This is a genomic window from Pseudarthrobacter sp. H2 (genome assembly GCF_050157045.1).
GTDB lineage: Bacteria > Actinomycetota > Actinomycetes > Actinomycetales > Micrococcaceae > Arthrobacter.
The window spans coordinates 903679-925974 of the sequence record NZ_CP189594.1 but is presented as its reverse complement, the minus strand read 5'-3'; the positions used below and the strand labels follow the sequence as shown (position 1 = coordinate 925974).

Annotated in this window: 20 protein-coding genes; 11 read left to right on the top strand and 9 right to left on the bottom strand. The window is 68.6% G+C overall.

Features of this window, described 5'->3' with window-relative positions:
* Window positions 1-42 precede the first annotated feature (42 nt).
* Window positions 43-1149, top strand: coding sequence for a PLP-dependent cysteine synthase family protein (locus tag ACQCSZ_RS04320; protein ID WP_427006849.1), 1107 nt, complete (start codon window positions 43-45; stop codon window positions 1147-1149).
* A gap of 14 nt (window positions 1150-1163) precedes the next feature.
* Here ACQCSZ_RS04320 and ACQCSZ_RS04315 read toward each other — a convergent pair whose 3' ends face one another.
* Window positions 1164-1820 (bottom strand): MBL fold metallo-hydrolase, encoded by a 657-nt coding sequence (locus ACQCSZ_RS04315; protein WP_427006848.1) that lies wholly within the window; start codon window positions 1818-1820, stop codon window positions 1164-1166.
* A 91-nt stretch (window positions 1821-1911) separates the two neighbouring features.
* Here ACQCSZ_RS04315 and ACQCSZ_RS04310 point away from each other — a divergent pair, with 91 nt between their 5' ends.
* Window positions 1912-2376 (top strand): Fur family transcriptional regulator, encoded by a 465-nt coding sequence (locus tag ACQCSZ_RS04310; protein ID WP_427006847.1) that lies wholly within the window; start codon window positions 1912-1914, stop codon window positions 2374-2376.
* A gap of 330 nt (window positions 2377-2706) precedes the next feature.
* Here ACQCSZ_RS04310 and ACQCSZ_RS04305 read toward each other — a convergent pair whose 3' ends face one another.
* The 6 genes from ACQCSZ_RS04305 to ACQCSZ_RS04280 form a co-directional block, all read right to left on the bottom strand.
* On the bottom strand, window positions 2707-3597 hold the full coding sequence (locus tag ACQCSZ_RS04305; RefSeq protein WP_427006846.1) for a metal ABC transporter permease: 891 nt from the start codon (window positions 3595-3597) through the stop codon (window positions 2707-2709).
* Window positions 3598-4413: a metal ABC transporter ATP-binding protein gene (locus ACQCSZ_RS04300; protein WP_427006845.1), complete on the bottom strand. Its 816-nt coding sequence runs from the start codon at window positions 4411-4413 to the stop codon at window positions 3598-3600.
* Between the two features lie 135 nt (window positions 4414-4548).
* Window positions 4549-5511, bottom strand: a complete 963-nt coding sequence (locus ACQCSZ_RS04295) for a metal ABC transporter solute-binding protein, Zn/Mn family (protein ID WP_427006844.1) — start codon at window positions 5509-5511, stop codon at window positions 4549-4551.
* Window positions 5512-5607: 96 nt separating this feature from the next.
* Window positions 5608-6669, bottom strand: a complete 1062-nt coding sequence (locus ACQCSZ_RS04290) for a hemolysin family protein (RefSeq protein WP_427006843.1) — start codon at window positions 6667-6669, stop codon at window positions 5608-5610.
* Complete coding sequence (locus tag ACQCSZ_RS04285) at window positions 6666-8015, bottom strand: hemolysin family protein (protein ID WP_427006842.1); 1350 nt, start codon at window positions 8013-8015, stop codon at window positions 6666-6668. Before ACQCSZ_RS04285 ends, ACQCSZ_RS04290 begins: the two co-directional genes overlap by 4 nt.
* A gap of 305 nt (window positions 8016-8320) precedes the next feature.
* On the bottom strand, window positions 8321-9832 hold the full coding sequence (locus tag ACQCSZ_RS04280) for a GuaB1 family IMP dehydrogenase-related protein (protein ID WP_427006841.1): 1512 nt from the start codon (window positions 9830-9832) through the stop codon (window positions 8321-8323).
* Window positions 9833-10146: 314 nt separating this feature from the next.
* Between ACQCSZ_RS04280 and ACQCSZ_RS04275 the strand changes: the two genes are divergently transcribed.
* The 5 genes from ACQCSZ_RS04275 to ACQCSZ_RS04255 all read left to right on the top strand — a co-directional run bounded on the left by ACQCSZ_RS04275 (window position 10147) and on the right by ACQCSZ_RS04255 (window position 16526).
* On the top strand, window positions 10147-13953 hold the full coding sequence (locus ACQCSZ_RS04275) for a multifunctional oxoglutarate decarboxylase/oxoglutarate dehydrogenase thiamine pyrophosphate-binding subunit/dihydrolipoyllysine-residue succinyltransferase subunit (protein ID WP_427006840.1): 3807 nt from the start codon (window positions 10147-10149) through the stop codon (window positions 13951-13953).
* 153 nt (window positions 13954-14106) lie between these two features.
* Entirely contained in the window at window positions 14107-14706 is a 600-nt protein-coding gene (locus ACQCSZ_RS04270; RefSeq protein WP_211878488.1) for a GDSL-type esterase/lipase family protein, read from the top strand.
* Window positions 14707-14875: 169 nt separating this feature from the next.
* Window positions 14876-15703, top strand: coding sequence for a DUF4097 family beta strand repeat-containing protein (locus ACQCSZ_RS04265; RefSeq protein WP_427006839.1), 828 nt, complete (start codon window positions 14876-14878; stop codon window positions 15701-15703).
* Window positions 15703-16362: a PadR family transcriptional regulator gene (locus ACQCSZ_RS04260; RefSeq protein WP_427006838.1), complete on the top strand. Its 660-nt coding sequence runs from the start codon at window positions 15703-15705 to the stop codon at window positions 16360-16362. The genes ACQCSZ_RS04265 and ACQCSZ_RS04260 overlap by 1 nt, the downstream gene beginning before the upstream one ends.
* A gap of 89 nt (window positions 16363-16451) precedes the next feature.
* Window positions 16452-16526, top strand: a complete 75-nt coding sequence (locus ACQCSZ_RS04255) for a 50S ribosomal protein bL37 (protein ID WP_104061284.1) — start codon at window positions 16452-16454, stop codon at window positions 16524-16526.
* A 112-nt stretch (window positions 16527-16638) separates the two neighbouring features.
* Here ACQCSZ_RS04255 and rsrA read toward each other — a convergent pair whose 3' ends face one another.
* Together rsrA and ACQCSZ_RS04245 are read right to left on the bottom strand one after the other, a co-directional pair.
* Window positions 16639-16899: a mycothiol system anti-sigma-R factor gene (gene rsrA / locus ACQCSZ_RS04250; protein ID WP_211878491.1), complete on the bottom strand. Its 261-nt coding sequence runs from the start codon at window positions 16897-16899 to the stop codon at window positions 16639-16641.
* Window positions 16896-17744 (bottom strand): sigma-70 family RNA polymerase sigma factor, encoded by an 849-nt coding sequence (locus ACQCSZ_RS04245; protein WP_427008251.1) that lies wholly within the window; start codon window positions 17742-17744, stop codon window positions 16896-16898. Before ACQCSZ_RS04245 ends, rsrA begins: the two co-directional genes overlap by 4 nt.
* Before the next feature lie 383 nt (window positions 17745-18127).
* Here ACQCSZ_RS04245 and ACQCSZ_RS04240 point away from each other — a divergent pair, with 383 nt between their 5' ends.
* The 4 genes from ACQCSZ_RS04240 to hisN all read left to right on the top strand — a co-directional run bounded on the left by ACQCSZ_RS04240 (window position 18128) and on the right by hisN (window position 22074).
* On the top strand, window positions 18128-18664 hold the full coding sequence (locus ACQCSZ_RS04240; protein WP_427006837.1) for a DoxX family protein: 537 nt from the start codon (window positions 18128-18130) through the stop codon (window positions 18662-18664).
* 7 nt (window positions 18665-18671) lie between these two features.
* The gene (gene aroA / locus ACQCSZ_RS04235) at window positions 18672-20096 is read left to right on the top strand and encodes a 3-phosphoshikimate 1-carboxyvinyltransferase (RefSeq protein ID WP_427006836.1); all 1425 of its coding nucleotides are present in this window, start codon (window positions 18672-18674) and stop codon (window positions 20094-20096) included.
* On the top strand, window positions 20080-21195 hold the full coding sequence (gene rsgA / locus ACQCSZ_RS04230; RefSeq protein WP_427006835.1) for a ribosome small subunit-dependent GTPase A: 1116 nt from the start codon (window positions 20080-20082) through the stop codon (window positions 21193-21195). Before aroA ends, rsgA begins: the two co-directional genes overlap by 17 nt.
* 66 nt (window positions 21196-21261) lie before the next feature.
* Window positions 21262-22074, top strand: coding sequence for a histidinol-phosphatase (gene hisN, locus ACQCSZ_RS04225; protein WP_211878496.1), 813 nt, complete (start codon window positions 21262-21264; stop codon window positions 22072-22074).
* Window positions 22075-22296: the final 222 nt, after the last annotated feature.

Sequence of the window (22296 nt, the reverse complement as noted above, 5' to 3'; positions counted from 1 at the left end):
CTCTAGCCTCGGCGCCGGTCCGGCCCCCGGTAGGCTGGAGCGGTGATCAGAACACGCGCACAGGACCGGGACTGGGCTGATGAGGCCATCCGCAGGATCAATGCCGAGAACAACAGGTCCGCCGATACGCACCTGCATGCCGTCCCGCTCCCGGAGCACTGGGGCGTCCAGCTCTACCTCAAGGACGAGTCCACGCACCGGACCGGAAGCCTCAAGCACCGGCTGGCCCGCTCGCTCTTCCTGTTTGGCCTCGTGAACGGCTGGATCAGCGAAGGCACCACGATCGTGGAGGCCTCGAGCGGGAGCACGGCCGTCTCGGAGGCGTACTTCGCACAGCGGCTGGGGCTGCCCTTCATCGCCGTGATGGCGCGGACCACGAGCCGGGAAAAGATCGCCCTGATTGAGCAGTTCGGCGGTTCCTGCCTGCTCGTGGAGCATGCCGCGGAAGTGTACGGGGCCGCCGAGGAGCTGGCGCGGAGCACCGGCGGCCACTACATGGACCAGTTCACCTATGCCGAACGCGCCACAGACTGGCGCGGGAACAACAACATCGCCGAGTCGATCTTCGGCCAGCTGGCCCTGGAGGAACACCCGGTCCCCCGCTGGATCGTGGTGGGCGCCGGCACCGGCGGCACGAGCGCCACGATCGGCCGGTACCTCCGCTACCACCGCCACCGCACGGAGCTTGCCGTGGTGGATCCGGAGAACTCCGCGTTCTATCCCGGCTGGCTGGAGTCCCGCGACGGCGGCGCCGCCTCCGGGACAGCCGCCCCTGCGCAAGGCCTGCCCTCCCGGATCGAGGGCATCGGCCGGCCTCGCCTGGAGCCGAGCTTCGTCCCGACGGTGATCGACCACATGATCCAGGTCCCGGACGCGGCATCGGTGGCCGCCATGCGGCACCTGCGGGAGTTCGCCGGGCTCCATGCCGGGCCGTCCACCGGAACGAACCTGTGGGGCGTCTGGCAGCTCATCGCCGGGATGATCGCCGAGGGCCGCCGCGGCAGCGTCGTGTCGTTGCTGTGCGACGGCGGCGAACGCTACGCCGGCAACTACTACAACCCGGACTGGCTGCGCAGCCAGGGCCTGGACCCGGAACCGCACGAGGCCACCATCCGCGGGTTCTTCGCGAGCGGCGCCTGGACGCCCTGAACCGCCGGGCTGCCCTAGACCTCCACTGAATCGCCGCTGCTGAGGTGCCGGTATTCGGTCCCGAATTTCGCGCCGATCCGGGTCACGTGGCCCTCGATGAGCCCTTGCCCGTTCGGATTGAGCAGGGCGTCGTGGATCGGGAAGGCCTTCGCTGCCCGGACGCTGATCACGAAGTCCACCACCTCGCCCACCTTGTTCCAGGGTGCGTGGATGGGAACCAGCAGGGTCTTCACGTCCACGCCGTCGGGCACCACGAACGAATCCCCGGGGTGATAGACGTTGGAGTCGATGAGGTAGCCGATGTTGGCGACCACCGGGATCGTCGGATGGATCAGGGCGTGCTGGCCGCCGAAACTCCGGACGGCGAAGCCGGCAGCCTCGAAGTCCTCGCCGGTGACCACGGCATGGATCCGTCCGGCCGCCTCGGGTGCCTTGCCGCGAAGCTGGGCCGCCACCCCGTCGGGGGCGAACAGGGCCAGCGCACCGTTGCCCAGCAGCGCTGCCGTCACGGCGTCGACGTCGACGTGGTCCGCGTGTTCGTGGGTGACCAGCACGGCGTCCGCGCCGGCCAGGGCCGTCTCCGTCTCGGAAAGGGTTCCCGGATCCAGGACCAGCACCCTGCCGTCCTTCTCGAGGCGGACACAGGCGTGGGTGAATTTCGTCAGCTTCATCCGGCCAGCCTATGGATCGGGGATCCCGGTGTCCACGGACCCGGCTGGTAATCTTGGACATTGCAACCCCCTTAGTGAAACGAGTTCCGCAATGTCCCAGGGCGCCCCAGCCGACGGCAGCCGGACGCAGGCCCCGGCCCTCGCCGCGGGCAAGGAGCAGCGTGTCACCAAGCAGCGCCTGGCGGTCAGCGCCGCCCTGGATGATCTGGCGGATTTCGTCAGCACCCAGGAGCTGCACCGCATCCTGCAGGAGCGGGGCACGACGGTTTCGCTCGCCACCTCGTACCGGATCCTGCAGTCCCTCGCCGACGACGGCCTGGTTGATGTGCTCAGGAACGCCGACGGCGAGGCCGTGTACCGGCGCTGCGCCGTCACCGGGCACCACCACCATCTGCTCTGCAGGAACTGCGGCAAGGCGGTGGAGGTGGAGGCCCCCGCCGTTGAAGCCTGGGCCGCGCGGACGGCGAAAGAGCACGGCTTCACCGCCGTGGAGCACACCGTGGAGATTTTCGGGCTCTGCCCCGACTGCACGGCCAAGGGGCTTCTTACGGGGTGAATCTCCCCACCTTTGACGGGCCGGTCCGGCGCGTTCGACGGAATCACCGGGGATTTCCCGGCCCGCGAAGCCAAAGCCGGGGAATTTCAGCGCACGCCGGTCCGTCCGCAGGTCTGGTCCGCGCGGTCCGGGGGGACTTTGGCGCCGACACGCCGCCGCAGGGCCGGGATTCCGTGGCTGGGGGCTTCAAAGTAGCCCCGGACCGCGGCCACCGGCACTTTCGGACAGCACGATCCAGGCGGACAGCCCGTTCCAACACCGCAAGAGCTGAGCTGACCGGACAGGCATGGGTGGGGAGACCCCGACCAGGCAACGGCCCGGTACGGGGACTCAGGCAGCCGGCACCGGGGGGCTCCGCAGGACGCGCCCGTTGATCCCCCGCCTGGCGCGGAAGCCGCCGATCGTCCGGCATGCCACGTAGATCAGGAAGGACAGCGTGGTCACATAGGGGCTGATCGGGAGCCGTCCGCCGAGGGCCAGCAGGATCCCGCCCACCGTGGCCGTCATGGCGAAGGCCACGCTCAGGATCACCACCAGGCGGGGCGAGGAGGTCACGCGCAGCGCGGCAGCCGCCGGCGTGATCAGCAGGGCCAGCACCAGCAGGGCGCCCACGATCTGGATGGACAGCGCCACGCTGATGCCCAGCAGCACCATGAAGGCAAGGGAGAGCGCCCGGACGGGCACGCCGCGGGCGGTGGCGACGTGGGGGTCCACGCTGGCAAAGGTCAGCGGACGCCAGATGGCGACCAGTGCCAGCATCACGAGGACGGCGACGACGGCCAGCACCTGCAGCTGGACGGTCCCGACGGACACGATCTGCCCCGTGAGCAGTCCGAATTTGTTGGCCGCCCGTCCCTCGTACAGCGAGAGGAAAAGGATGCCCAGGCCCAGGCCGAAGGGCATGATGACGCCGATGATCGAGTTCTTCTCCCGGGCACGGACTCCCATCAGCCCCAGGACCAGGGCGGCAATCACGGATCCCGCAAGGGAGCCGAGGACGATGTCCGCGCCGATCAGCAGCGCGAAGGCCGCCCCGGCGAAGGAGAGTTCGGAGATGCCGTGGACGGCGAAGGCGAGGTCCCGCTTCATCACGAAGGTCCCCATCAGCCCGCCCAGCAGGCCGAGGACCGCGCCGGCCCAGATGGAGTTCTGCACCAGGACCAGCAGTTCGCCGTAGTTCTCGAAGTTGAAGATGGAATGAAGCACGGTGTCCAGATCCACTCAGCCCACCTCCTCCGCCACCGCATGCGCGTCCTCGTGGTGGTGTGTCGCCGCGTCCGGCAGGCCCACGACGATCATCCGGCCGTTCGCCTGGATGACCTCGACATGGCTGCCGTAGAGATCGGACAGCACCTCGGTGGTCATGACCTCCTCCGGTGCGCCCACCCGGAACCGTCCGCCGGCCAGGTACAGCACCCGGTCCACATAGTCCATGATGGGGTTGATCTCGTGGGTCACGAACACCACGGCACTGTCCCGCTCATGGCATTGCTTGTTGATCAGGGCGCTGACGGCCTGCTGGTGCTGCAGGTCCAGGGACAGCAGCGGTTCGTCGCACAAGAGCACCTTCGGGTCCGTCGCGAGGGCCTGGGCCACCCGCAGCCGCTGCTGCTCACCGCCGGAGAGCTGGCCCACCGGCACCTTGGCATAGTCGGCGGCGCCCACGAGGCCGAGGAGTTCATCGATCCTGCGGTTCACTTTTGCGGCCCCGATGCGCAGCCCCCAGCGGTGGCCGTCGACGCCGAGTCCCACCAGGTCCCGCGCCCGCAGCGGCGTGTCCGGGTCGAACGATTTCTGCTGCGGGACGTAGCCGATCCCGCGGCTGCCCCGGGCCACCGGCCTGCCGTCGAGCACGGCCGTGCCGGCGCTCAGCTCCTGCAGCCCGAGCAGGACCTTCAGGAACGTGGTCTTGCCGCTCCCGTTCGGGCCGAGAACGGCAAAGAATTCACCCGGGTTGATGTCCAGGTCCAGGCCCTCCCACAGCGTCCGCTGGCCGAACGCCAGGGAGGCGCCGCGGAGGCTTACTACGGGTGTCAACTGGGTTTCCTCGATTTTCTGCGGGGCCTGGCCCGCACGCTCATGACGGTTTGAATGCTTTGCGGTATCTGCCGGCCCGGCTGGCCGGCCGGCGGCCCGGTGCCGGCGCCCCGGGCACCGGCCGCTGTGAATATCTTAGGCCAGGGCCTTGGCGATGCCGTCGACGTTCTCTGTCATCCACTGGAGGTAGGATTTTCCGTCCGGCAACGTCTCGCTGAAGTTCACCACGGGCACGCCGGCCGCCCCGGCTGCCTTCTTCAGGGCCAGGGTCTGCGGCCCCTCGGTCTGCGTGTTGTAGGCCAGCAGCCTGATTTCACCGGATCCCACCAGCCGGATCGCCTCGCTGAGGACCGCAGGCGGGACGTCGGCGTCCTCTTCGATCGCGGCGGTGTACGCGCCGGGGGTCTTGTTCTCCAGGCCCGCGGCCTCCAGCAGGTACAGCGGCACCGGCTCGGTGACGGCTACCGGCACCGGGCCGCCGGCGGCCTTGATGGCGGCGAGCCTGGCGTCCAGGCCGGTGAGTCCCTGGCTGAAGGCGGCCGCGTTTTTCTTGAAGGTTTCGGCGGACGACGGTTCCAGGTCGCCGAGCCTGGCGGCGAGGGCGTCGGCCAGGCGGCTCATGGCGGGAAGGCTGTACCAGACATGCTCGTTGAAGCCGCTTGGCACCTGCCCGTCCTGGACGAGTCCGGAGACCTCCACGACGTTGAGGACATTTTTGTGGTCCACTCCGGTGTCATCGGCGAGCTTCTGGATGAAGCCGTCATAGCCGCCGCCGTTTTCCACCACCAGGCCGGCCTTGGAGACGGCCAGCTTGTCCTGGGTGGTCACCTCGTAGGAGTGCGGGTCCTGGCTGGTGCGCGTGATGAGGGAGGTGACGCTGACCTTGTCCCCGCCGATGCTGCGGACGATGTCCCCGTAGACGCTCGTGGAGGCGACCACCTCGACGACGCCGTCCCCCGCGGACGCCTGCGGGGTGCCCCCCGCCGTCGTGCTGCAGGCCGAGAGCAGCAGGCCGAGACCGGCGAAGGAGGCCACGAGGGCGAGGGAAGCAGGACGGCGCACGGAAAACCTCGATCTGTTATTGAGAATCAGGAGCATTAGTGAGTGTAGTCCTAAATGGGAATCATTCCTATTTAGGGCTACACCCGGCCGCCTCACACCCAGGTGCCACCCGCCCGCGCCGCCGCCGGCAGCCTAGCTCCGCCCCAGCCTGCGGTAGCCGGTCGCCTGCGTGGCATCCCTGATCTCGCCGACGAGCTGCTCGATCACGTCCTCCAGGAACAACACGCCCTGCGTGTTTCCGTCCGGGCCGATCACGCGGGCCAGGTGCGAGCCTGTCCGCTGCATGACGGACATCGCCTTCTCGATTTCATCGTCCATGGCGAGGTTGGCCAGGGACCGGATGCGGCTGTCCGCGATCGGCTCGTGGTACCCGCCGTTCGGGATGGACAGCACATCCTTGATGTGCAGGTAGCCCGAGAGCATGCCCTCGTCGTCGAGCATCGGAAAGCGGGAAAACCCGGTCCGGCTCACGGCCTTTTCGAATTCCACCGGGGTGGTGGCAGGCTTGAGCATCACGAGCTTGTCCAGCGGAACCATCACCTGGGAGGCGGTGCGTTCCGAGAACTCCAGCGCCCCGGTGATCAGCCCGGCGTCGTCGTCCACGAGCCCGTGGCGGGTGGACTCCTGCACGATCGACTGGACTTCCTCCAGGGTGAAGGACGACGTGACCTCATCCTTGGGCTCGATCCGCATCAGCTTCAGGATGTGGTTGGCGGACCAGTTCAGGGCCACGATCACCGGCTTGACCATCCGCGCGACGAAGATCAGCGGCGGCGCCAGCAGCAGGGCCGCCTTGTCCGCCACCGAGACGGAGATGTTCTTCGGGACCATCTCGCCGAACGTGACATGCAGGAACGTGACAATCAGCAGCGCGACGGCGAACGCCACGACGTCGGCGATTTCCGTCGGCATGCCCACCGCGTGCAGCGGCACTCCGATGAGGTGGTGGATCGCCGGCTCCGCGACCTGCAGGATCAGCAGCGAGCAGACGGTGATGCCGAGCTGGGCACACGCCAGCATCAGCGAGACGTTTTCCATCGCCCGGAGGGTGGTCTGCGCCCGCTTGGACCCGGCCTCGGCCAGCGGCTCGATCTGGCTGCGGCGGGCGGACATCACCGCGAATTCGGCGGCCACGAAGAAGGCGTTGCCGAGCAAGAGGACGGCGAGCCAGAGGATACCTGCCCAGTCGCTCACGCGGCACCGGCCTTGCCGCCGGCGTGATCCGCGCCGTGATCCCCGCCGTGGACCCGGCCGGGACTGAAGCAGATCCTGTCGATCCTGCGCCCGTCCATCCGGGTCACGCTCAGGGTTCCGCCGCCCACCTCCACGCTGTCCCCCACTGCCGCGATCCGGCCCAGCTCGCTCATGACGTAGCCTCCCACCGTTTCGTAGGCAGCTTCGTCGGGCACGGTCAGGCCCGGGATCTGTTCGGAGAGTTCATCGGGGCGGAGCAGCCCCGGGAAGTACCAGTCCCCGGAGGCGCTTTGCAGCAGCCCGGGCCGGACCCTGTCGTGTTCATCGGCCACTTCACCGACGATTTCCTCCACGAGGTCCTCCAGCGTGGCGATGCCGGCGGTTCCGCCGTACTCGTCCAGGACCACGGCCAGCTGCAGGTTGCCTTCACGGAGTTCGGCCAGCAGGGCATCGAGGTGGATGGTTTCGGGCACGCGGAGCACATCCGTCATGATGGCGCCGGCTTCCAGCTTGGCGCGCCGTTCCCACGGAACGGCGATGGCCTTCTTGATGTGGACCAGGCCGCGGATGTCGTCGGAGGACTCCCCGATGACCGGGAAGCGCGAGTAGCCGGTGCGTTTGGCGGCCTCCACGATGTCGGAGACGGGCTGGTCGGCATCGATGGTCTCGACGCGGATCCGTGGCGTCATGACGTCCGCCGCTGTCCGTCCGGAAAACTTGAGCGTCCGGTCGATGAAGTTGGCGGTGCCGGCGTCGAGCGTTCCCATCGCCGCCGAGCGGCGCACCAGCGATGCCAGTTCGGCCGGCGTGCGGGCGCCGGAAATCTCCTCCTTGGCCTCGAGCCCGAAGACGTTGAGGACCTGGTTGGAAAAACCGTTCAGGAGCACGATGGCGGGCTTGAAGACGGCGGTGAAGACCAACTGGGGGCGGGCGAGCGCCTTGCCGATGGGAAAGGACAGCGCAATGGCCATGTTCTTCGGCACGAGTTCGCCGAGCAGCATGGACAGCAGGGTGGCGAAGGCCATCGCGATCACCAGCGACACGGACGCTGCCGCGGCTTCCGGGAGCCCGACGGCGGCCAGCGGCCTCTCGAGCAGCTTGCCGACGGAGGGTTGCATGACGTAGCCGGTCAGCAGGGTGGTCATGGTGATGCCCAGCTGGCAGCTGGACAGCTGGGTGGACAGGGATTTGACGCATCGCAACAGGGGCTCGGCGGCGGTGTCACCGTTGGCCACGGCCCGCTGGACCGTGGCCTGGTCAACGGCCACCAGGGAGAATTCAACGGCCACGAAGAAGCCGGTGCCAAGGATGAGCAGCAGGCCCGCCCCGAGAAGGATCCACTCCACTCAGCGGCCCGCTTCCGCGGCGCAGTGCCGGGGGAAACTGCCAGGCGGAGGATGGTCAGCGGACGCCGACCCCGATTCCTGAAAGGCTCCGGGCTGAGCTGCCGCCGGAGAGTGATGGGCGCGTGAACGGGGTTTGCCGGCTCTGCGGGTGGACTGCGCGGTAACGGTTTCCGTTCTCCGCTGACAGCCCCCAGGCCGGCACCTAGATTTACTGTCCATAAGGATGCCAGTCTACAGGAGCAGCCGCCGCCGGCCGGCGCCGTGCACAGCCGCCGTGCTGCGGCAGTGTCCGCCGGCGCCGCCGGCTACCAGCTTTGCGGAACCGGCCGGCCCTCCTCATAGCCTGCCGCCGACTGGATGCCCGCGACGGCCCGTTCCCGGAAGGCGGCAAGGTCCGCGGCCCCGGCGTAGCTCATCGAGCTGCGCAGCCCGGCGGTGATCATGTCCAGCAGGTCCTCGACGCCCGGCCGGACCGGGTCCAGGAACATCCGGGACGTGGAAATGCCCTCCTCGAACAGGGCCTTGCGGTCCTTCTCGAAGGCACCCTCGCGCTGGTTGCGGTTCTGCACCGCCCGGGCCGAAGCCATGCCGAAGCTTTCCTTGTACTGCCGGCCGGCAGCGTCCAGCTGCAGGTCCCCGGGGCTCTCGTGCGTGCCGGCGAACCAGGAACCGATCATGACCTGGCTGGCCCCGGCCGCCAGGGCCAGGGCCACATCGCGCGGATAGCGGACGCCGCCGTCCGCCCACACCCTGCCGCCGGCCTCGCGCGCGGCGGCGGAACACTCCAGGACGGCGGAGAACTGCGGGCGGCCGACGGCGGTCATCATGCGGGTGGTGCACATGGCGCCGGGGCCGACGCCGACCTTGACGATGTCCGCCCCGGCCCGGATGAGTTCCCGGGTTGCCTCGGCGGTGACCACATTGCCGGCCACGACGGGCACGCCGGGACTCAGGCTCTTCACGGCGGCCAGCGCGTCGAACATCTTCTGCTGGTGGCCGTGCGCGGTGTCCAGGACCAGCACGTCCACGCCGGCGGCCAGGAGCTCGGCCGCCCGGCCCGCGACGTCGCCGTTGATCCCGACGGCGGCGGCAACCTTGAGCCTGCCGTCCGCGTCCAGGGACGGGCGGTACAGGGTGGAACGCAGGGCGCCCTTCCGCGTCAGGACACCCACCAGGGCGCCGCCCTGCTGCACCGGCGCGTAGTCGGTGCCGGCCGCGTCCATCGTGTCGAAGGCGCGGCGAAGGCCCCGAAGGGATTGGCCGTGGGACTGGCCGTGGGATTGGCCGTGGGATCCGGAGCCCGTTCCGGCGTCGGGCCCGGCGTCGAGCGTTTCAGCCTCCAGCACGAGCGGCTGGTGGCGGATGACGGAGGCCAGCGAGGCGAAACGGTCCTGGCCTTCGAAGTCGGCCGCGCGGACCACGCCGGTCACGGCGCCGGACCCGTCCACCACCACGACGGCGCCGTGGGGCCGCTTGCCCATCAGGTGGAGTGCGTCGATCACGGTGTCCGACGGCGACAGGCTGACCGGGGTTTCCAGGACCGGGTGGCGGGTCTTGAGCCAGGCCGTGACGTCCCGGAGCACGTCCAGCGGGACATCCTGGGGCAGGACAGCCAGCCCGCCGCGGCGGGCCATCGTCTCTGCCATCCGCTTGCCGGTCACCGCCGTCATGTTTGCCGCGACCAGGGGAATGCTCGAGCCTGTCCCGTCATCCGCGGCCAGATCCACGTCCAGCCGCGAGATGACATCCGAGCGGGACGGGACCAGGAAGATGTCCGAATAGGTCAGGTCTGTGGTCGGCTGATTCAGCAAGCGCACGGCTGCTCCTCCATAGGAATTCTCTGTGCAAAAAGGGGTCTCCAAGGTGATTCTAGGCGAGGTCCGGCGCCGCCGCGGCGGCCTTTCCGGACGTGCCGGCGCCGCTCCGGAGCCCGCCGGCGGCGGATCAGGCGACGATCGCCCGAAGCGGACGGACGACTTGATGATTTGAGTCACCGTTATTGGCAGTTTGACGAGAATCGTCACTAGACTGGCATGGGTCCGGTTCACGGGACGCAGAAACTGGTTCGATCGCTGTGCAGAGGCACTGTGAAACCAGAGGGATTCAAACTCATGGAAGAGGCGTATTTCAAGTGCCAGAGCAGCCCAGCCACCGTCTACCAGAGGAATTTGGCGGAAACGAGTGGCTCGTTGACGAACTGTACGAGCGTTACCAGCAGGACAAGAACACGGTTGACGCCAAGTGGTGGCCCCTGTTCGAATCCTTCGAGGCCGGTGGCAACTCGTCCACTAACGGGGCCTCGGGCGTGGCGTCCGTTGCGCGCCCTGCCACCCGCGAACTTCCCGTAGCAGCTCCGGCCCCTGCAGCGCCGGCAGTACCTGCCCCGGCGGCGGCCGCTCCGGCTGCACCCGCTCCCGCTCCCGCTCCCGCCGCGAGGAAGGCCCCGGCCAGCGTTGCCCGCGACGGCGCCAAGCCCATTAAGACCACTGAAGCCGGACCCGGCACGGCGCCGATCCCGGCCCAGCTGCCCAAAAACATCAAGGCCCCGACGGCGCCCGAGGAGGACGTCGTCTCCGTCCTCCGCGGCCCGGCCAAGGCCATCGCCACCAACATGATCACCAGCCTGGAGGTCCCGACCGCCACCAGCGTCCGCGCCATCCCGGCCAAGCTGCTGATCGACAACCGCGTGGTCATCAACTCCAACCTGGCCCGCGCCCGGGGCGGGAAGGTCTCCTTCACGCACCTGATCGGCTACGCCGTCATCCGTGCCCTGTCCCAGTTCCCGTCCATGAACGTGTACTACGACGAGGTGGACGGCAAGCCCGTCGCCGTCCAGCCCGCGCATGTGAACTTCGGCATTGCCATCGACATGCCCAAGCCGGACGGCACCCGCCTGCTCATGGTGCCGAACATCAAGAAGGCGGAGACCCTCAACTTCTCCGAGTTCTGGCACACCTACGAGGACCTGATCAAGCGTGCCCGCGCCGGCAAGCTGACGGCGGACGACCACTCCGGCACCACCGTCTCACTGACCAACCCCGGCGGCATCGGCACGGTGCACTCGGTGCCGCGCCTCTCCAAGGGACAGGCTGCCATCATCGGCGTCGGCGCACTGGACTACCCCGCCGAATTCCAGGGTGCCAGCGCAAAGATCATCGCGCAGAATGCGATCAGCAAGGTCCTGACCCTGACCTCCACGTACGACCACCGCGTCATCCAGGGTGCCGGCAGCGGCGAGTTCCTGAAACTGGTCCACCAGCTCCTGCTCGGCGCCCAGAACTTCTACGACGAGATCTTCGAGTCGCTGCGCATCCCGTACGAGCCCGTGCGCTGGAGCCCGGACCTGCAGGTGGACCCGGCCGATGAGATCAACAAGGTTGCCCGGATCCAGCAGCTGATCCACGCCTACCGCGTCCGCGGCCACCTGATGGCGGACACCGACCCGCTCGAGTATGTCCAGCGCAAGCACCCGGACCTCGACGTCCTGACCTACGGCCTGACCCTCTGGGACCTGGACCGCGAATGGCCCACGGGCGGCTTCGGCGGCAAGCCGATGCTGGCGTTCCGCGACATCCTCGGCGTCCTCCGCGACGCCTACTGCCGCACCACCGGCATCGAGTACATGCACATCCAGGACCCGGCCGAGCGCAAGTGGTTCCAGGACCAGATCGAGCACCCGTACTCCAAGCCGAGCCGTGACGAGCAGCTGCGCATCGTCTCCAAGCTCAACGCTGCCGAGGCCTTCGAGACCTTCCTGCAGACGAAGTTCGTCGGCCAGAAGCGCTTCTCGCTCGAAGGCGGCGAGTCCCTGATTCCGCTGCTGGACGCCATCATCTCCGATGCGGCCGACGACGAACTCGACGAGGTGGCGATCGGCATGGCCCACCGCGGCCGGCTGAACGTGCTCACCAACATCGCCGGCAAGACCTACGCCCAGGTCTTCCGCGAATTCGAGGGCACCCAGGATCCGCGCTCCGTGCAGGGGTCCGGCGACGTCAAGTACCACCTCGGCACCGAGGGCACCTTCACCTCGGACAACGGCAAGGAGACCAAGGTCTACCTCGCCGCCAACCCGTCCCACCTCGAGGCCGTGGACTCGGTCCTGGAGGGCATCGTCCGCGCCAAGCAGGACCGCCTGGACCAGGGCGAGGCCTTCCCCGTGCTGCCGATCATGGTGCACGGCGACGCCGCCTTCGCCGGCCAGGGCGTCGTGGCGGAGACGCTCAACCTCTCCCAGCTGCGCGGCTACCGCACCGGCGGAACCATCCACATCGTGGTCAACAACCAGGTCGGCTTCACCACCGCCCCGTCCTCGTCCCGGTCCTCCACATACTCCACCGACGTCGCCAAGATGATCCAGGCGCCGGTGTTCCACGTGAACGGCGACGACCCGGAGGCCGTGGTCCGCATCGGCCAGCTTGCCTACGAGTTCCGCCAGCGTTTCCACAAGGACGTTGTGATCGACATGGTCTGCTACCGCCGCCGCGGGCACAACGAGGGCGATGACCCCTCGATGACCCAGCCGCTGATGTACAACCTGATCGAGGCCAAGCGTTCGGTCCGCAAGCTGTACACCGAGTCGCTGATCGGCCGCGGTGACATCACCGAGGAAGAAGCCGAGCAGCTGCTGCGCGACTACCAGGAACGCCTGGAGCGCGTCTTCGCCGAAACCCACGCGGCCCAGACCTCGCCGATTCCGATCATCACGGCCGACACCGCCGCGGTGGCCGACCTCGAGCGCCCGAAGGCCCAGCAGACCGATTCGTCCGTCAGCACCCCGGCGTCCACCGCGATCTCCGCCGGGATGCTCGCCCGCATCGGCCAGGCCCACGTCCAGATCCCCGAGGGCTTCACCGTCCACGCCAAGCTCAAGCAGCTGCTCGAGAAGCGTGAAGTGATGTCCCGGGAGGGCGGCATCGACTGGGGCTTCGGCGAGCTCGCGGCGTTCGGCTCGCTCATCATGGAAGGCGTCCCCGTCCGGCTCGCCGGCCAGGACTCGCGCCGCGGCACCTTCGTGCAGCGCCACGCCGTCTTCCACGACCGCGCCAACGGCGACGAATGGCTGCCCCTGGCCCACCTCTCCGAGGACCAGGCCAAGCTGTGGATCTACGACTCCCTGCTCTCGGAATACGCGGCCATGGGCTTCGAGTACGGCTACTCGGTGGAGCGCCCGGACGCCCTGGTGCTCTGGGAAGCGCAGTTCGGCGACTTCGTCAACGGCGCCCAGACCATCATCGACGAGTTCATCTCCTCCGCCGAGCAGAAGTGGGGCCAGCGCTCCTCGCTCGTGCTGATGCTGCCGCACGGCTACGAGGGCCAGGGCCCGGACCACTCCTCCGCCCGCATCGAACGCTTCCTGCTGATGTGCGCCGAAGAGAACATGATCGTCGCCAACCCGACGACGTCGGCCTCGCACTTCCACCTGCTGCGCCGCCAAGCGTACAGCCGGCCGCGCAAGCCGCTGATCATCTTCACGCCGAAGCAGCTGCTCCGCCTCAAGGCAGCAGCATCGTCCGTGGAGGACTTCACGACGGGCACCTTCCAGCCGGTGATCCCCGACCACGAGCAGCTGCAGGCCGACGCCGTCGAGCGGGTGCTGCTGGTCTCGGGCCGCCTGTACTACGACCTCCTGTCCACCCGGCAGAAGACCGAGGACAAGACGACGGCGATCGTCCGCGTCGAGCAGCTCTACCCGCTGCCCGCCGCCCGGATCGCCGAGGAGCTTGCCAAGTACCCGAACGCCGAGGTTGTCTGGGCGCAGGACGAGCCCGCCAACCAGGGTCCGTGGCCGTTCATGGGCCTGAACCTTCCGGACGCGCTGGACCGCCGGGTGCGCCTCATCTCGCGCCCCGCCTCGGCCTCCACCGCGGCCGGGTCCATGAAACGCCACGCAGCCGAGCAGGACGCCCTGCTCAAGCAGGCGTTCGCGCGTAAATAGGGTCAATGCTGCCCGGCCGGAGATCAAAACGCGACTCCGGCCGGGCAGCCCTGTTTAATGGGCCGGGCTTGAGGGGCGGGGCTTTAGGGACAAGGTTTCATGCAGGTCTGAATGACAGGGTCCAATGGACAGCTTTGAAGTGAAGAGGTAGTCGTGGAAGATCGGAAGCTGCGGATCGCAGCCGTGGGAGACGAGCTGCTGGCCGGGCTCGGCGATCCGCGCGCGCTGGGGTGGCTGGGCCGTGTGCTGGCCCGCACGCCGCAGGACGGCATCGCCCTTGAGAGCTACGCGCTGCCCTGCCCGGAGGAAGGCACCGAGGGGCTGGCCGCCCGCTGGCTCGAGGAGGCCGGCCGCCGCTACAGCGATCTCCACGAGAACCGGCTGGTGATCGGGCTGTCCGGACGCGACATTGTCTTCGGGCTCTCCACCGCGCGCAGCCGGCTGAACCTGGCCAACATCCTGGACTCCGCCACGCAGAACAGGATCGAGGTCTTTGTCGTGGGGCCGCCGCCGAGCCTGGACCCGGCGCAGAACCGCAGGCTGGGCGAGCTCAACACCGCATTTGCCGATGTCACCACCCGGCGGAAGCACCTTTACGTGGACACGTTTTCCCCGCTGCTGAACCATGAGCAGTGGCGCCAGGATCTGGCGGCCAACGGCGGAACCCCGGGCCAGGCCGGGTACGGCCTGATGGCCTGGCTGGTGCTGCACCGGGGCTGGTTCCAGTGGCTGGGCCTGCCCGCCCCGGAGTAGCCGCCCCCGAGTAGCCGGCCCGGCAGCCCGCTGCACGGCTTGCGCCGCAGGGCTTGCGCCGGATGGCTTGACGGCCGCCCAACCGCGATATATCGTGACTTCATCATCGCGATATATCGCAATCTGAATGTCGCAAGCGGAGCACCGCGCAGCACCCTTCGGAGGAACCATGGCAGAGACTTCCTGGACCGTCACCGGCCCTGTGACCATCGACGTCGACGGCGTCAGCTCGCTCAGGCTCGGCATCGTCCGCGGCCGCTTCGACATCGTCACCCACGATGAGGACGTCGCCCGGATCGAAGTCTCCGAAATCCACGGCGACCCCCTGTCCGTCAGCCTGGTCCACGGCCGGCTGGAGGTCCGCCACCAGCTGCACGGGGCGCAGGGCTGGTTCAAGAACCTCATGGGCACCGTGAACAACAACAGCAGCAACTCCGTGGTCATCAGCATCGCCCTGCCCGCCGGCGCCGAGGTTGAGGCGGGCACCGTCAGCGGCGACGGCATGGTGTCCGGGACCAGCGGGCACACCCGGCTGAACACGGTCTCCGGCTCCGTCCTGGCCGACGAAACCTCCGGCGAACTGGCCGTCAACACGGTCAGCGGCGAAGTCATCGCCCGCAACCACCGTGGCGTCCTGACCGCCAGGAGCGTCTCGGGCGAGGTGACGGCCTCGGGCGAGTTCAGCAACATCCGCGCCAATACCGTCAGCGGCGACCTGAGCTTCGACCTCCACGGCTTCACCCAGGATTTCGGCGCCAATTCCGTCTCCGGAGACGTCACCATCCGGCTGCCGCACGACGTCGGCGTCGACATCATCGCCAAGTCAGCCACCGGCGCCGTCGTGATCGACGACCAGCAGTACCCCCAGCCTGGCGGCACGGTGCAGACCATCGCCGGGCCCGACACCCAGCTGATGCTGGTCCGGACCAACTCGGTCTCGGGCAAGACCTCGATTTTCCACGGCGCGCCCCCCGCGGATGCAGGGACGGGGCCCTGATGGCTCCCGTCTTTGCCCACGGCGCGCTGCGGCTGTATCTGCTCGCACTGCTCGAGTCCGGGCCCAAACACGGCTATGAGCTCATGAGGGCCCTCAGCGAACGCTTCGGCGGCACCTACTCCCCCAGCGCCGGCACCATCTACCCGCGCCTTGGCAAACTGGAACAGGAAGGGCTGGTGGCGACACGGGCAGAGGGCCGGCGCACCAACTACAGCATCACCCCGGCGGGCCTGCAGGAGCTGGACAGCCGGCGGAACGAACTCGCCGGCGTGGAGGAAGACATCTCCGCCTCGGTCCGCCGGCTCGCCGACACGCTGCGCCAGGACATCCGTGCCAACATGCGGGGACTGCGGGCGGACCTGGCCGCCACGGCCGAGGCGGCCCGCTCCACCGTCCGCGCAGCGGGAAGAGCAGCCGGAGCAGCCGCGGGAACAGCCGCCGAAGCAACCTCTGGATCCGGCGGAGCGCCGCGCTACTCGCCGGAGGGCGACCGCCGCCTGCGCGAAGCGGAAATGCTGGTCCAGTCCTTCCGCGACGACATCCGCATCGAACTGCGCCGCCATGCCGGCCGGCGCCCCGTCACCCCCGTCACGCTGGAGACGGTGAAGACCGTGCTGGACCAGGCGCGGATCTCCATCCGTAACTCCCTGGCCGACTGATCCGATGACTGACCGGTTCGCGGCCGGTGCCCCGATGTGGGAGACTTGAGGGCAGCTCTTTTGAGTACCAACATTTAAGGAGGCCAGCTATGAGCAAACGTGCACGTAAACGTCGTGACCGTAAGCGTGGCGGCGCGAACCACGGCAAGCGCCCCAACGCCTAAGCCTCGGCTTGGAGTGTCAGCTTTAACCGAATGACCCCGGGAACCTGATGGTTCCCGGGGTCATTCGTTTCCGCACCCGGCGGGCCTGGGCTTCCAGCCGGCCGGGCTGGAATCAGGCTTCGACCGGCCGGATCGAATGGATCCGGTCAAGGATCGAGTTCTTGAGGTTTTCCGGCGCGGCCTCCGTGCACGACCGCTTCACCAGCACACGGATGACGCATTCGAGGTCATACTGCTCGAAACATTCTGGGCAACCGTCCAGGTGGTCCTTGATCTCGGCGATGTCATCGTGCGTGAGCGCCCCGTCCAGATACTCGTAGATCCGTTGCATCCGGACGTCGTCGCAGTCGCCCAGTCCCTGGCAGTCGCTCATTTCCCGTTCTCCTGTTTGTTGCTCTCGGCTTTGTTGCCCTCGGCCGCGGCGGTGGAATCTGCGGCCCTGAATCCACGCTCGGCGGCGTAGTCGGCCAGCATGTCCCGGAGCATCTTCCGGCCGCGGTGCAACCGGGACATGACGGTCCCGATGGGGGTGTTCATGATCTCTGAAATTTCCTTGTAGGCGAAGCCCTCGACGTCGGCGAAGTAGACGGCCAGCCGGAACTCCTCCGGGATCGATTGCAGTGCCCGCTTCACATCCGAATCCGGCAGGTGGTCCAGGGCCTCGGCCTCGGCTGACCGCAGCCCGGACGAGGTGTGGGACCCGGCCCGCGCCAGCTGCCAGTCCTCGATGGTGTCCGAATTCGATTGCAGCGGTTCGCGCTGCCGCTTGCGGTACAAATTGATGTAGGTGTTGGTGAGGATCCGGTACAGCCACGCCTTGAGATTTGTCCCCGGCTTGTACTGGTGGAAGGCGGAAAACGCCTTCGTGTACGCCTCCTGGACCAGGTCCTCGGCATCGGCGGGGTTCCGCGCCATCCGCATCGCGGCGGAATACAGCTGGTCCACGTACTGCATGGCGTCACGCTCAAAGCGGACCCGACGCTCTTCCGCCGTTTCGGCGGCCACGTCCAGCGGCTGCTCGCCCTCAAGCCCGTCCGCGGCCCTCCCGGTACCGGCGGCAGCCGCTGCGGGTCCGGCTGCCGGCACCGGTACCGGGACGGCCGGCGCCGCGGAAGATGCCGGTGCGTCAGCCGTGCCGGCAAGGGGCGTCCTGGCGGGTTCGGCGCCGTTTCCGGCAACCCCGTTCATGGCCGCAACGGCCCGGTCCATAGTGCTCATTGCCTTCAAGTCTACTGTCACCGCCCGGCGGCCCCCCGGAACTTCCGCCGCGGCTTCCGCTTCGAGGCGCGGCAAGGTCAGGGTCCAGGGATCGCGGGGACCGGTGTCCAGCTCTTCGCTGTCCTTCACCAGTATCAAATCGCTGCCTCCCTTAGTCACGAACTGCCCCCGGCCCGCCGGAACGGGCCGGACCAACTCATATTCGCCTACTCATAATCCGGCTGATAATCCGGCTGTTAATCCCGCAACTAATCCCGCAACGGAAAGCTGCTGGAACCTGCCATTGACAACCACCCACAACGGGCAAATATTCCGCAAAAGTGCAAGACTAGAACCGGTTCTCCCGCATCGATTCCGCGGATCGCCCATCCAGGAGGAAATTCATGTCCCTTGTCCGTTTTCTCGCCCGGCCCATGCTCGCGTCCAGTTTCGTCCTCGCAGGCATGGACAAGCTCAAGAATGCGGATGACACGGCTGCACAGTTATCCCCCCTGCTGCGCCGCGCGGCTGAATCCCTGCCGTTCCAGACCAACGAGAAGGTCCTGGCCCGCGTCATCGGCGGAACCCAGGTCGGCGCGGGTGTATGCCTGGCCCTCGGCAAGTCGGCCCGCCTTGCGGCCACGGTCCTCGCCGTCATCTCGGCACTGAACGGCTACGTCGAATGGCGCAGCGCGGACATCTCCTCGAAGGACGGCCGCGACGCCCGCCGCAAGCAGCTGCTGAAAAACGTCTCGCTGACCGGCGGCGTGCTGCTGGCCTCCGTGGACACCGCCGGAAAGCCCAGCCTGGCCTGGCGCGCCGAACACCTGGCCGCGGACGCCCGGAAGGGCGCCGGCCACCTCGCCGCGGACGCCCGGAAGACCACGGGCAAGCAGCTGAAGAAGGCCGACAAAGCCGTCCGCAAAGCCGTCGGAGCATAAGACGGCAATGACAGGCGCCACCTCCACCGCAGCAGCCACCCCCCGCCAGCCCGACGGCGGGCCGCACTGGCCGGCACCGTTCGCCGCACGGCCCGTCGACGCGACGGTCACCGTGCCCGGATCCAAGTCCCTGACCAACCGGTACCTGGTGCTGGCGGCCCTGGCCGACGGTCCGTCCCGGCTGCGGGCCCCCCTGCACTCCCGTGATTCGGCCCTGATGATCGGGGCACTCCGCCAGCTCGGTGCCACCATCACCGAGGTCCCCGGCGACGGCGCCTTCGGCCCCGACCTTCACGTCACCCCCATCCCCCTGGGCACGATCCCCCCGGATGCGCCCGGGGCCGGCGCCGCGATCGACTGCGGCCTGGCCGGCACCGTCATGCGGTTCGTTCCCCCGGTCGCTGCCCTGCGCCGGGGCGCGACCCTGTTCGACGGCGACCCCCACGCCCGGAACCGTCCGATGGGAACGATCATTGAGGCCCTGGGCGGGCTCGGCGTCACTGTCGGCGCCCCCGACGGCGGCACGGCGGCCTCGCTGCCCTTCACCGTGCAGGGCACGGGCGAGGTCCGCGGCGGCCACCTCGTCATCGATGCCAGCGCGTCGTCGCAGTTTGTCTCCGCGCTGCTGCTGGCGGGGGCACGCTTCACGGACGGGCTGCACCTGGAGCATGTGGGCGGCCCGGTCCCCAGCCTTGACCACATCAACATGACCGTGGCCGTGCTGCGCGGCGTCGGCGTGGCCGTGGACGATTCACGCCCGGACCACTGGATCGTCGCGCCCGGCAGGATCCGGGCCTTCGACCACCGGATCGAGCAGGACCTCTCCAACGCCGGCCCGTTCCTGGCCGCGGCGCTGGCCACCCACGGCACCGTGCGGATCCCGGACTGGCCTGCCGGCACCACCCAGGTCGGCGACCTCTGGCGCAGCATCCTCGCCACCATGGGCGCCACCGTGACGCTGGAGGACGGCACCCTGACCGTGACCGGCGGCCCGGAGATCAAGGGCGCGGACTTCAACGAAACTTCCGAGCTCGCCCCGACCGTCGCCGCGCTCTGCGCGCTGGCCACGGGCCCCTCGCGCCTGAGCGGCATCGCCCACCTCAGGGGGCACGAAACGGACCGGCTGGCCGCCCTCGTGGCGGAGATCAACCGCCTCGGCGGCGACGCCGAGGAAACCCCCGACGGCCTGGTCATCCGGCCCGCCCCGCTGCACGGCGGCGTCGTCCACAGTTACGCGGACCACCGCATGGCAACCGCGGGCGCCATCCTGGGGCTGGCCGTGCGCGGCGTCGAGGTCGAGGACATCGCGACCACGGCGAAGACCATGCCGGGATTCCCCGAGCTGTGGGCCGCCATGCTGGGCCAGGGCCCCGCCGGCGAAACCCGGCCGGACCCGGCAGACAAGGACGCCAGCGGTGGCACGCAGCACTGACTCCTGGGACGAATCCGACGCCCGGATCCGCCCCAACAAGAAGGGCTCCCGCCCGCGCACGAAGGACCGGCCCAGCCACGACGACGCCGTGACCGGGCGCATCGTCACCGTCGACCGGGGCCGCTACACCGCCGTCGTCGGCGAAGGCACTTCGGACGAACGCAAGATCATCGCCGCCCGGGCCAGGGAACTGCGCCGCAACCCCGTCGTGGCCGGGGACTTCGTCTCCCTCGTCGGGGACGTCAGCGGGGAATCGGACACCCTGGCCCGGCTCGTGAAAATCCAGGACCGCAGGACCCTCCTGCGGCGCAGCGCCGACGACACGGACCCGATCGAACGCGCCGTCGTCGCCAACGCCGACCAGCTCGTGATCGTGGTCGCCGCCGCCAACCCCGAGCCGCGGACCGGCTTCATCGACCGCGCCCTGGTGGCCGCGTACGACGCCGGCATCGAGCCGCTGCTGCTCGTCACCAAAGCCGATGTCAAGGATCCAGCCGAGCTGCTGTCCAACTACCGGCACCTCGATTTCCCCGTCATCATCTCCAGGACGGCGGACTCGGCCGCCTCCGGGATCGATGCCCGCTCGGACGACGGGCTGTCCGCCCGGCTGGACCGGGACGCGGTATCCGCGCTGCGCGGCTACCTCGACAGCAAGGTCACCGTCATGCTGGGCCATTCCGGCGTCGGGAAGTCCACCATGGTCAACGCCCTGACCGGCGCCGAGCGCGCCACCGGCGGGGTCAACGCCGTGACCGGCCGGGGACGCCACACCTCCTCCTCGGCCCTGGCCCTCAAGGTCAACGACGCCCCGGCCGGGAGCTGGATCATCGACACCCCCGGCATCCGGTCCTTCGGCCTGGCCCATGTGGACCCGGACCGGATCCTGCACTCCTTCCCGGACCTCGAGCCGGGCACCGACGACTGCGAGCGGGGCTGCAAGCACGACTCGACCGCCGTCAACTGCGGCGTCGACGCCTGGGTGGCGGGCGGCCATGCGGGGCCCTCGGGGCCGGCCCGGCTGGCCTCGCTGCGACGCCTGCTCGGCACGGACCCGCGGATGGAAGCCCAGGAAACCAAGGAACTGGGCAGCGTCTCCTAGCCGCCGCACCGTGCCCTGCACCGTGCCCTGCCCCCCGGGCGTCCCCTTTGGCGGTAGTTTGGAACCATGAGTCAACCCGCTTCAAGCTACAACGATGACCTGCGCCTTGCCCATGTACTGGCAGATTCCGTCGATTCCCAGACCATGAGCCGCTTCAAGGCGCTCGACCTCCGGATCGAAACGAAGCCGGACCTGACACCGGTCACCGATGCCGACAAGTCCGCGGAGGAAGCCATCCGCGGCCAGCTGTCCCGCTCCCGTCCGCGCGATGCCGTCCTCGGCGAGGAATTCGGCAGCTCCGGCCACGGCTCCCGCCGCTGGATCATCGACCCCATCGACGGGACGAAGAACTTCGTCCGCGGCGTCCCGGTCTGGGCCACCCTGATTGCGCTCGTCGACGAGGGCGAGCCTGTCGTCGGCGTCGTCAGCGCCCCGGCGCTGGGCAAACGCTGGTGGGCGGCCAAGGGTGCGGGCGCCTACACCGGCCGCTCGCTGGCCGCCGCGACCCGGCTGAAGGTCTCCAACGTGTCCCGGCTTGCGGACGCGTCCCTGTCCTACTCGAGCCTGGGCGGCTGGAAGCAGCGCGGCAACCTTGACGAGTTCCTGGGCCTTACCGAGGAAGTCTGGCGGACCCGCGCCTTCGGCGATTTCTGGTCCTACTGCCTGCTCGCGGAGGGCGCGGTGGACATCGCCTGCGAGCCCGAACTGAACCTCTATGACATGGCCGCCCTGGTGCCGATCGTCACCGAGGCCGGCGGCCGCTTCACCTCCCTGGAGGGGGAAGACGGCCCGTTCGGCGGCAACGCCCTCGCCACCAACTCGATCCTGCACTCGGAAGTCCTCAAGCGCCTCAACCCGGGCCTGGACGACCTGCTCTGACAGACGTCCGCAGCCAGGAAACACGCGACGGCGGATGCCCCCTTGAGTTCTAGCGGCGGGGGCGTCCGCCGTCGTTCTTGTCTGGGGCGTGGTCTTCCGGGCGGTCCTGCGGCTCAAGGATTCCCAAGGGCCTCTGCACGATCCTGTCCACAGCGGCGGTCTCCGCTGTGGACACGACGTGGTGCGGACATCTGTTGGGAGGCAAGCGGCCTTGTCTGGAAC

Excerpts from the sequence above, each read along its gene's own strand:
- ACQCSZ_RS04265 (WP_427006839.1), top strand. The coding sequence starts at position 14,876 with ATGGCAGAGACTTCCTGGACCGTCACCGGCCCTGTGACCATCGACGTC.
- aroA (WP_427006836.1), top strand. The coding sequence starts at position 18,672 with ATGACAGGCGCCACCTCCACCGCAGCAGCCACCCCCCGCCAGCCCGAC.
- ACQCSZ_RS04295 (WP_427006844.1), bottom strand. The coding sequence starts at position 5,511 with ATGCTCCTGATTCTCAATAACAGATCGAGGTTTTCCGTGCGCCGTCCT.
- hisN (WP_211878496.1), top strand. The coding sequence starts at position 21,262 with ATGAGTCAACCCGCTTCAAGCTACAACGATGACCTGCGCCTTGCCCAT.
- rsrA (WP_211878491.1), bottom strand. The coding sequence starts at position 16,899 with ATGAGCGACTGCCAGGGACTGGGCGACTGCGACGACGTCCGGATGCAA.
- ACQCSZ_RS04245 (WP_427008251.1), bottom strand. The coding sequence starts at position 17,744 with ATGAGCACTATGGACCGGGCCGTTGCGGCCATGAACGGGGTTGCCGGA.
- ACQCSZ_RS04240 (WP_427006837.1), top strand. The coding sequence starts at position 18,128 with ATGTCCCTTGTCCGTTTTCTCGCCCGGCCCATGCTCGCGTCCAGTTTC.
- ACQCSZ_RS04260 (WP_427006838.1), top strand. The coding sequence starts at position 15,703 with ATGGCTCCCGTCTTTGCCCACGGCGCGCTGCGGCTGTATCTGCTCGCA.
- ACQCSZ_RS04315 (WP_427006848.1), bottom strand. The coding sequence starts at position 1,820 with ATGAAGCTGACGAAATTCACCCACGCCTGTGTCCGCCTCGAGAAGGAC.
- ACQCSZ_RS04310 (WP_427006847.1), top strand. The coding sequence starts at position 1,912 with ATGTCCCAGGGCGCCCCAGCCGACGGCAGCCGGACGCAGGCCCCGGCC.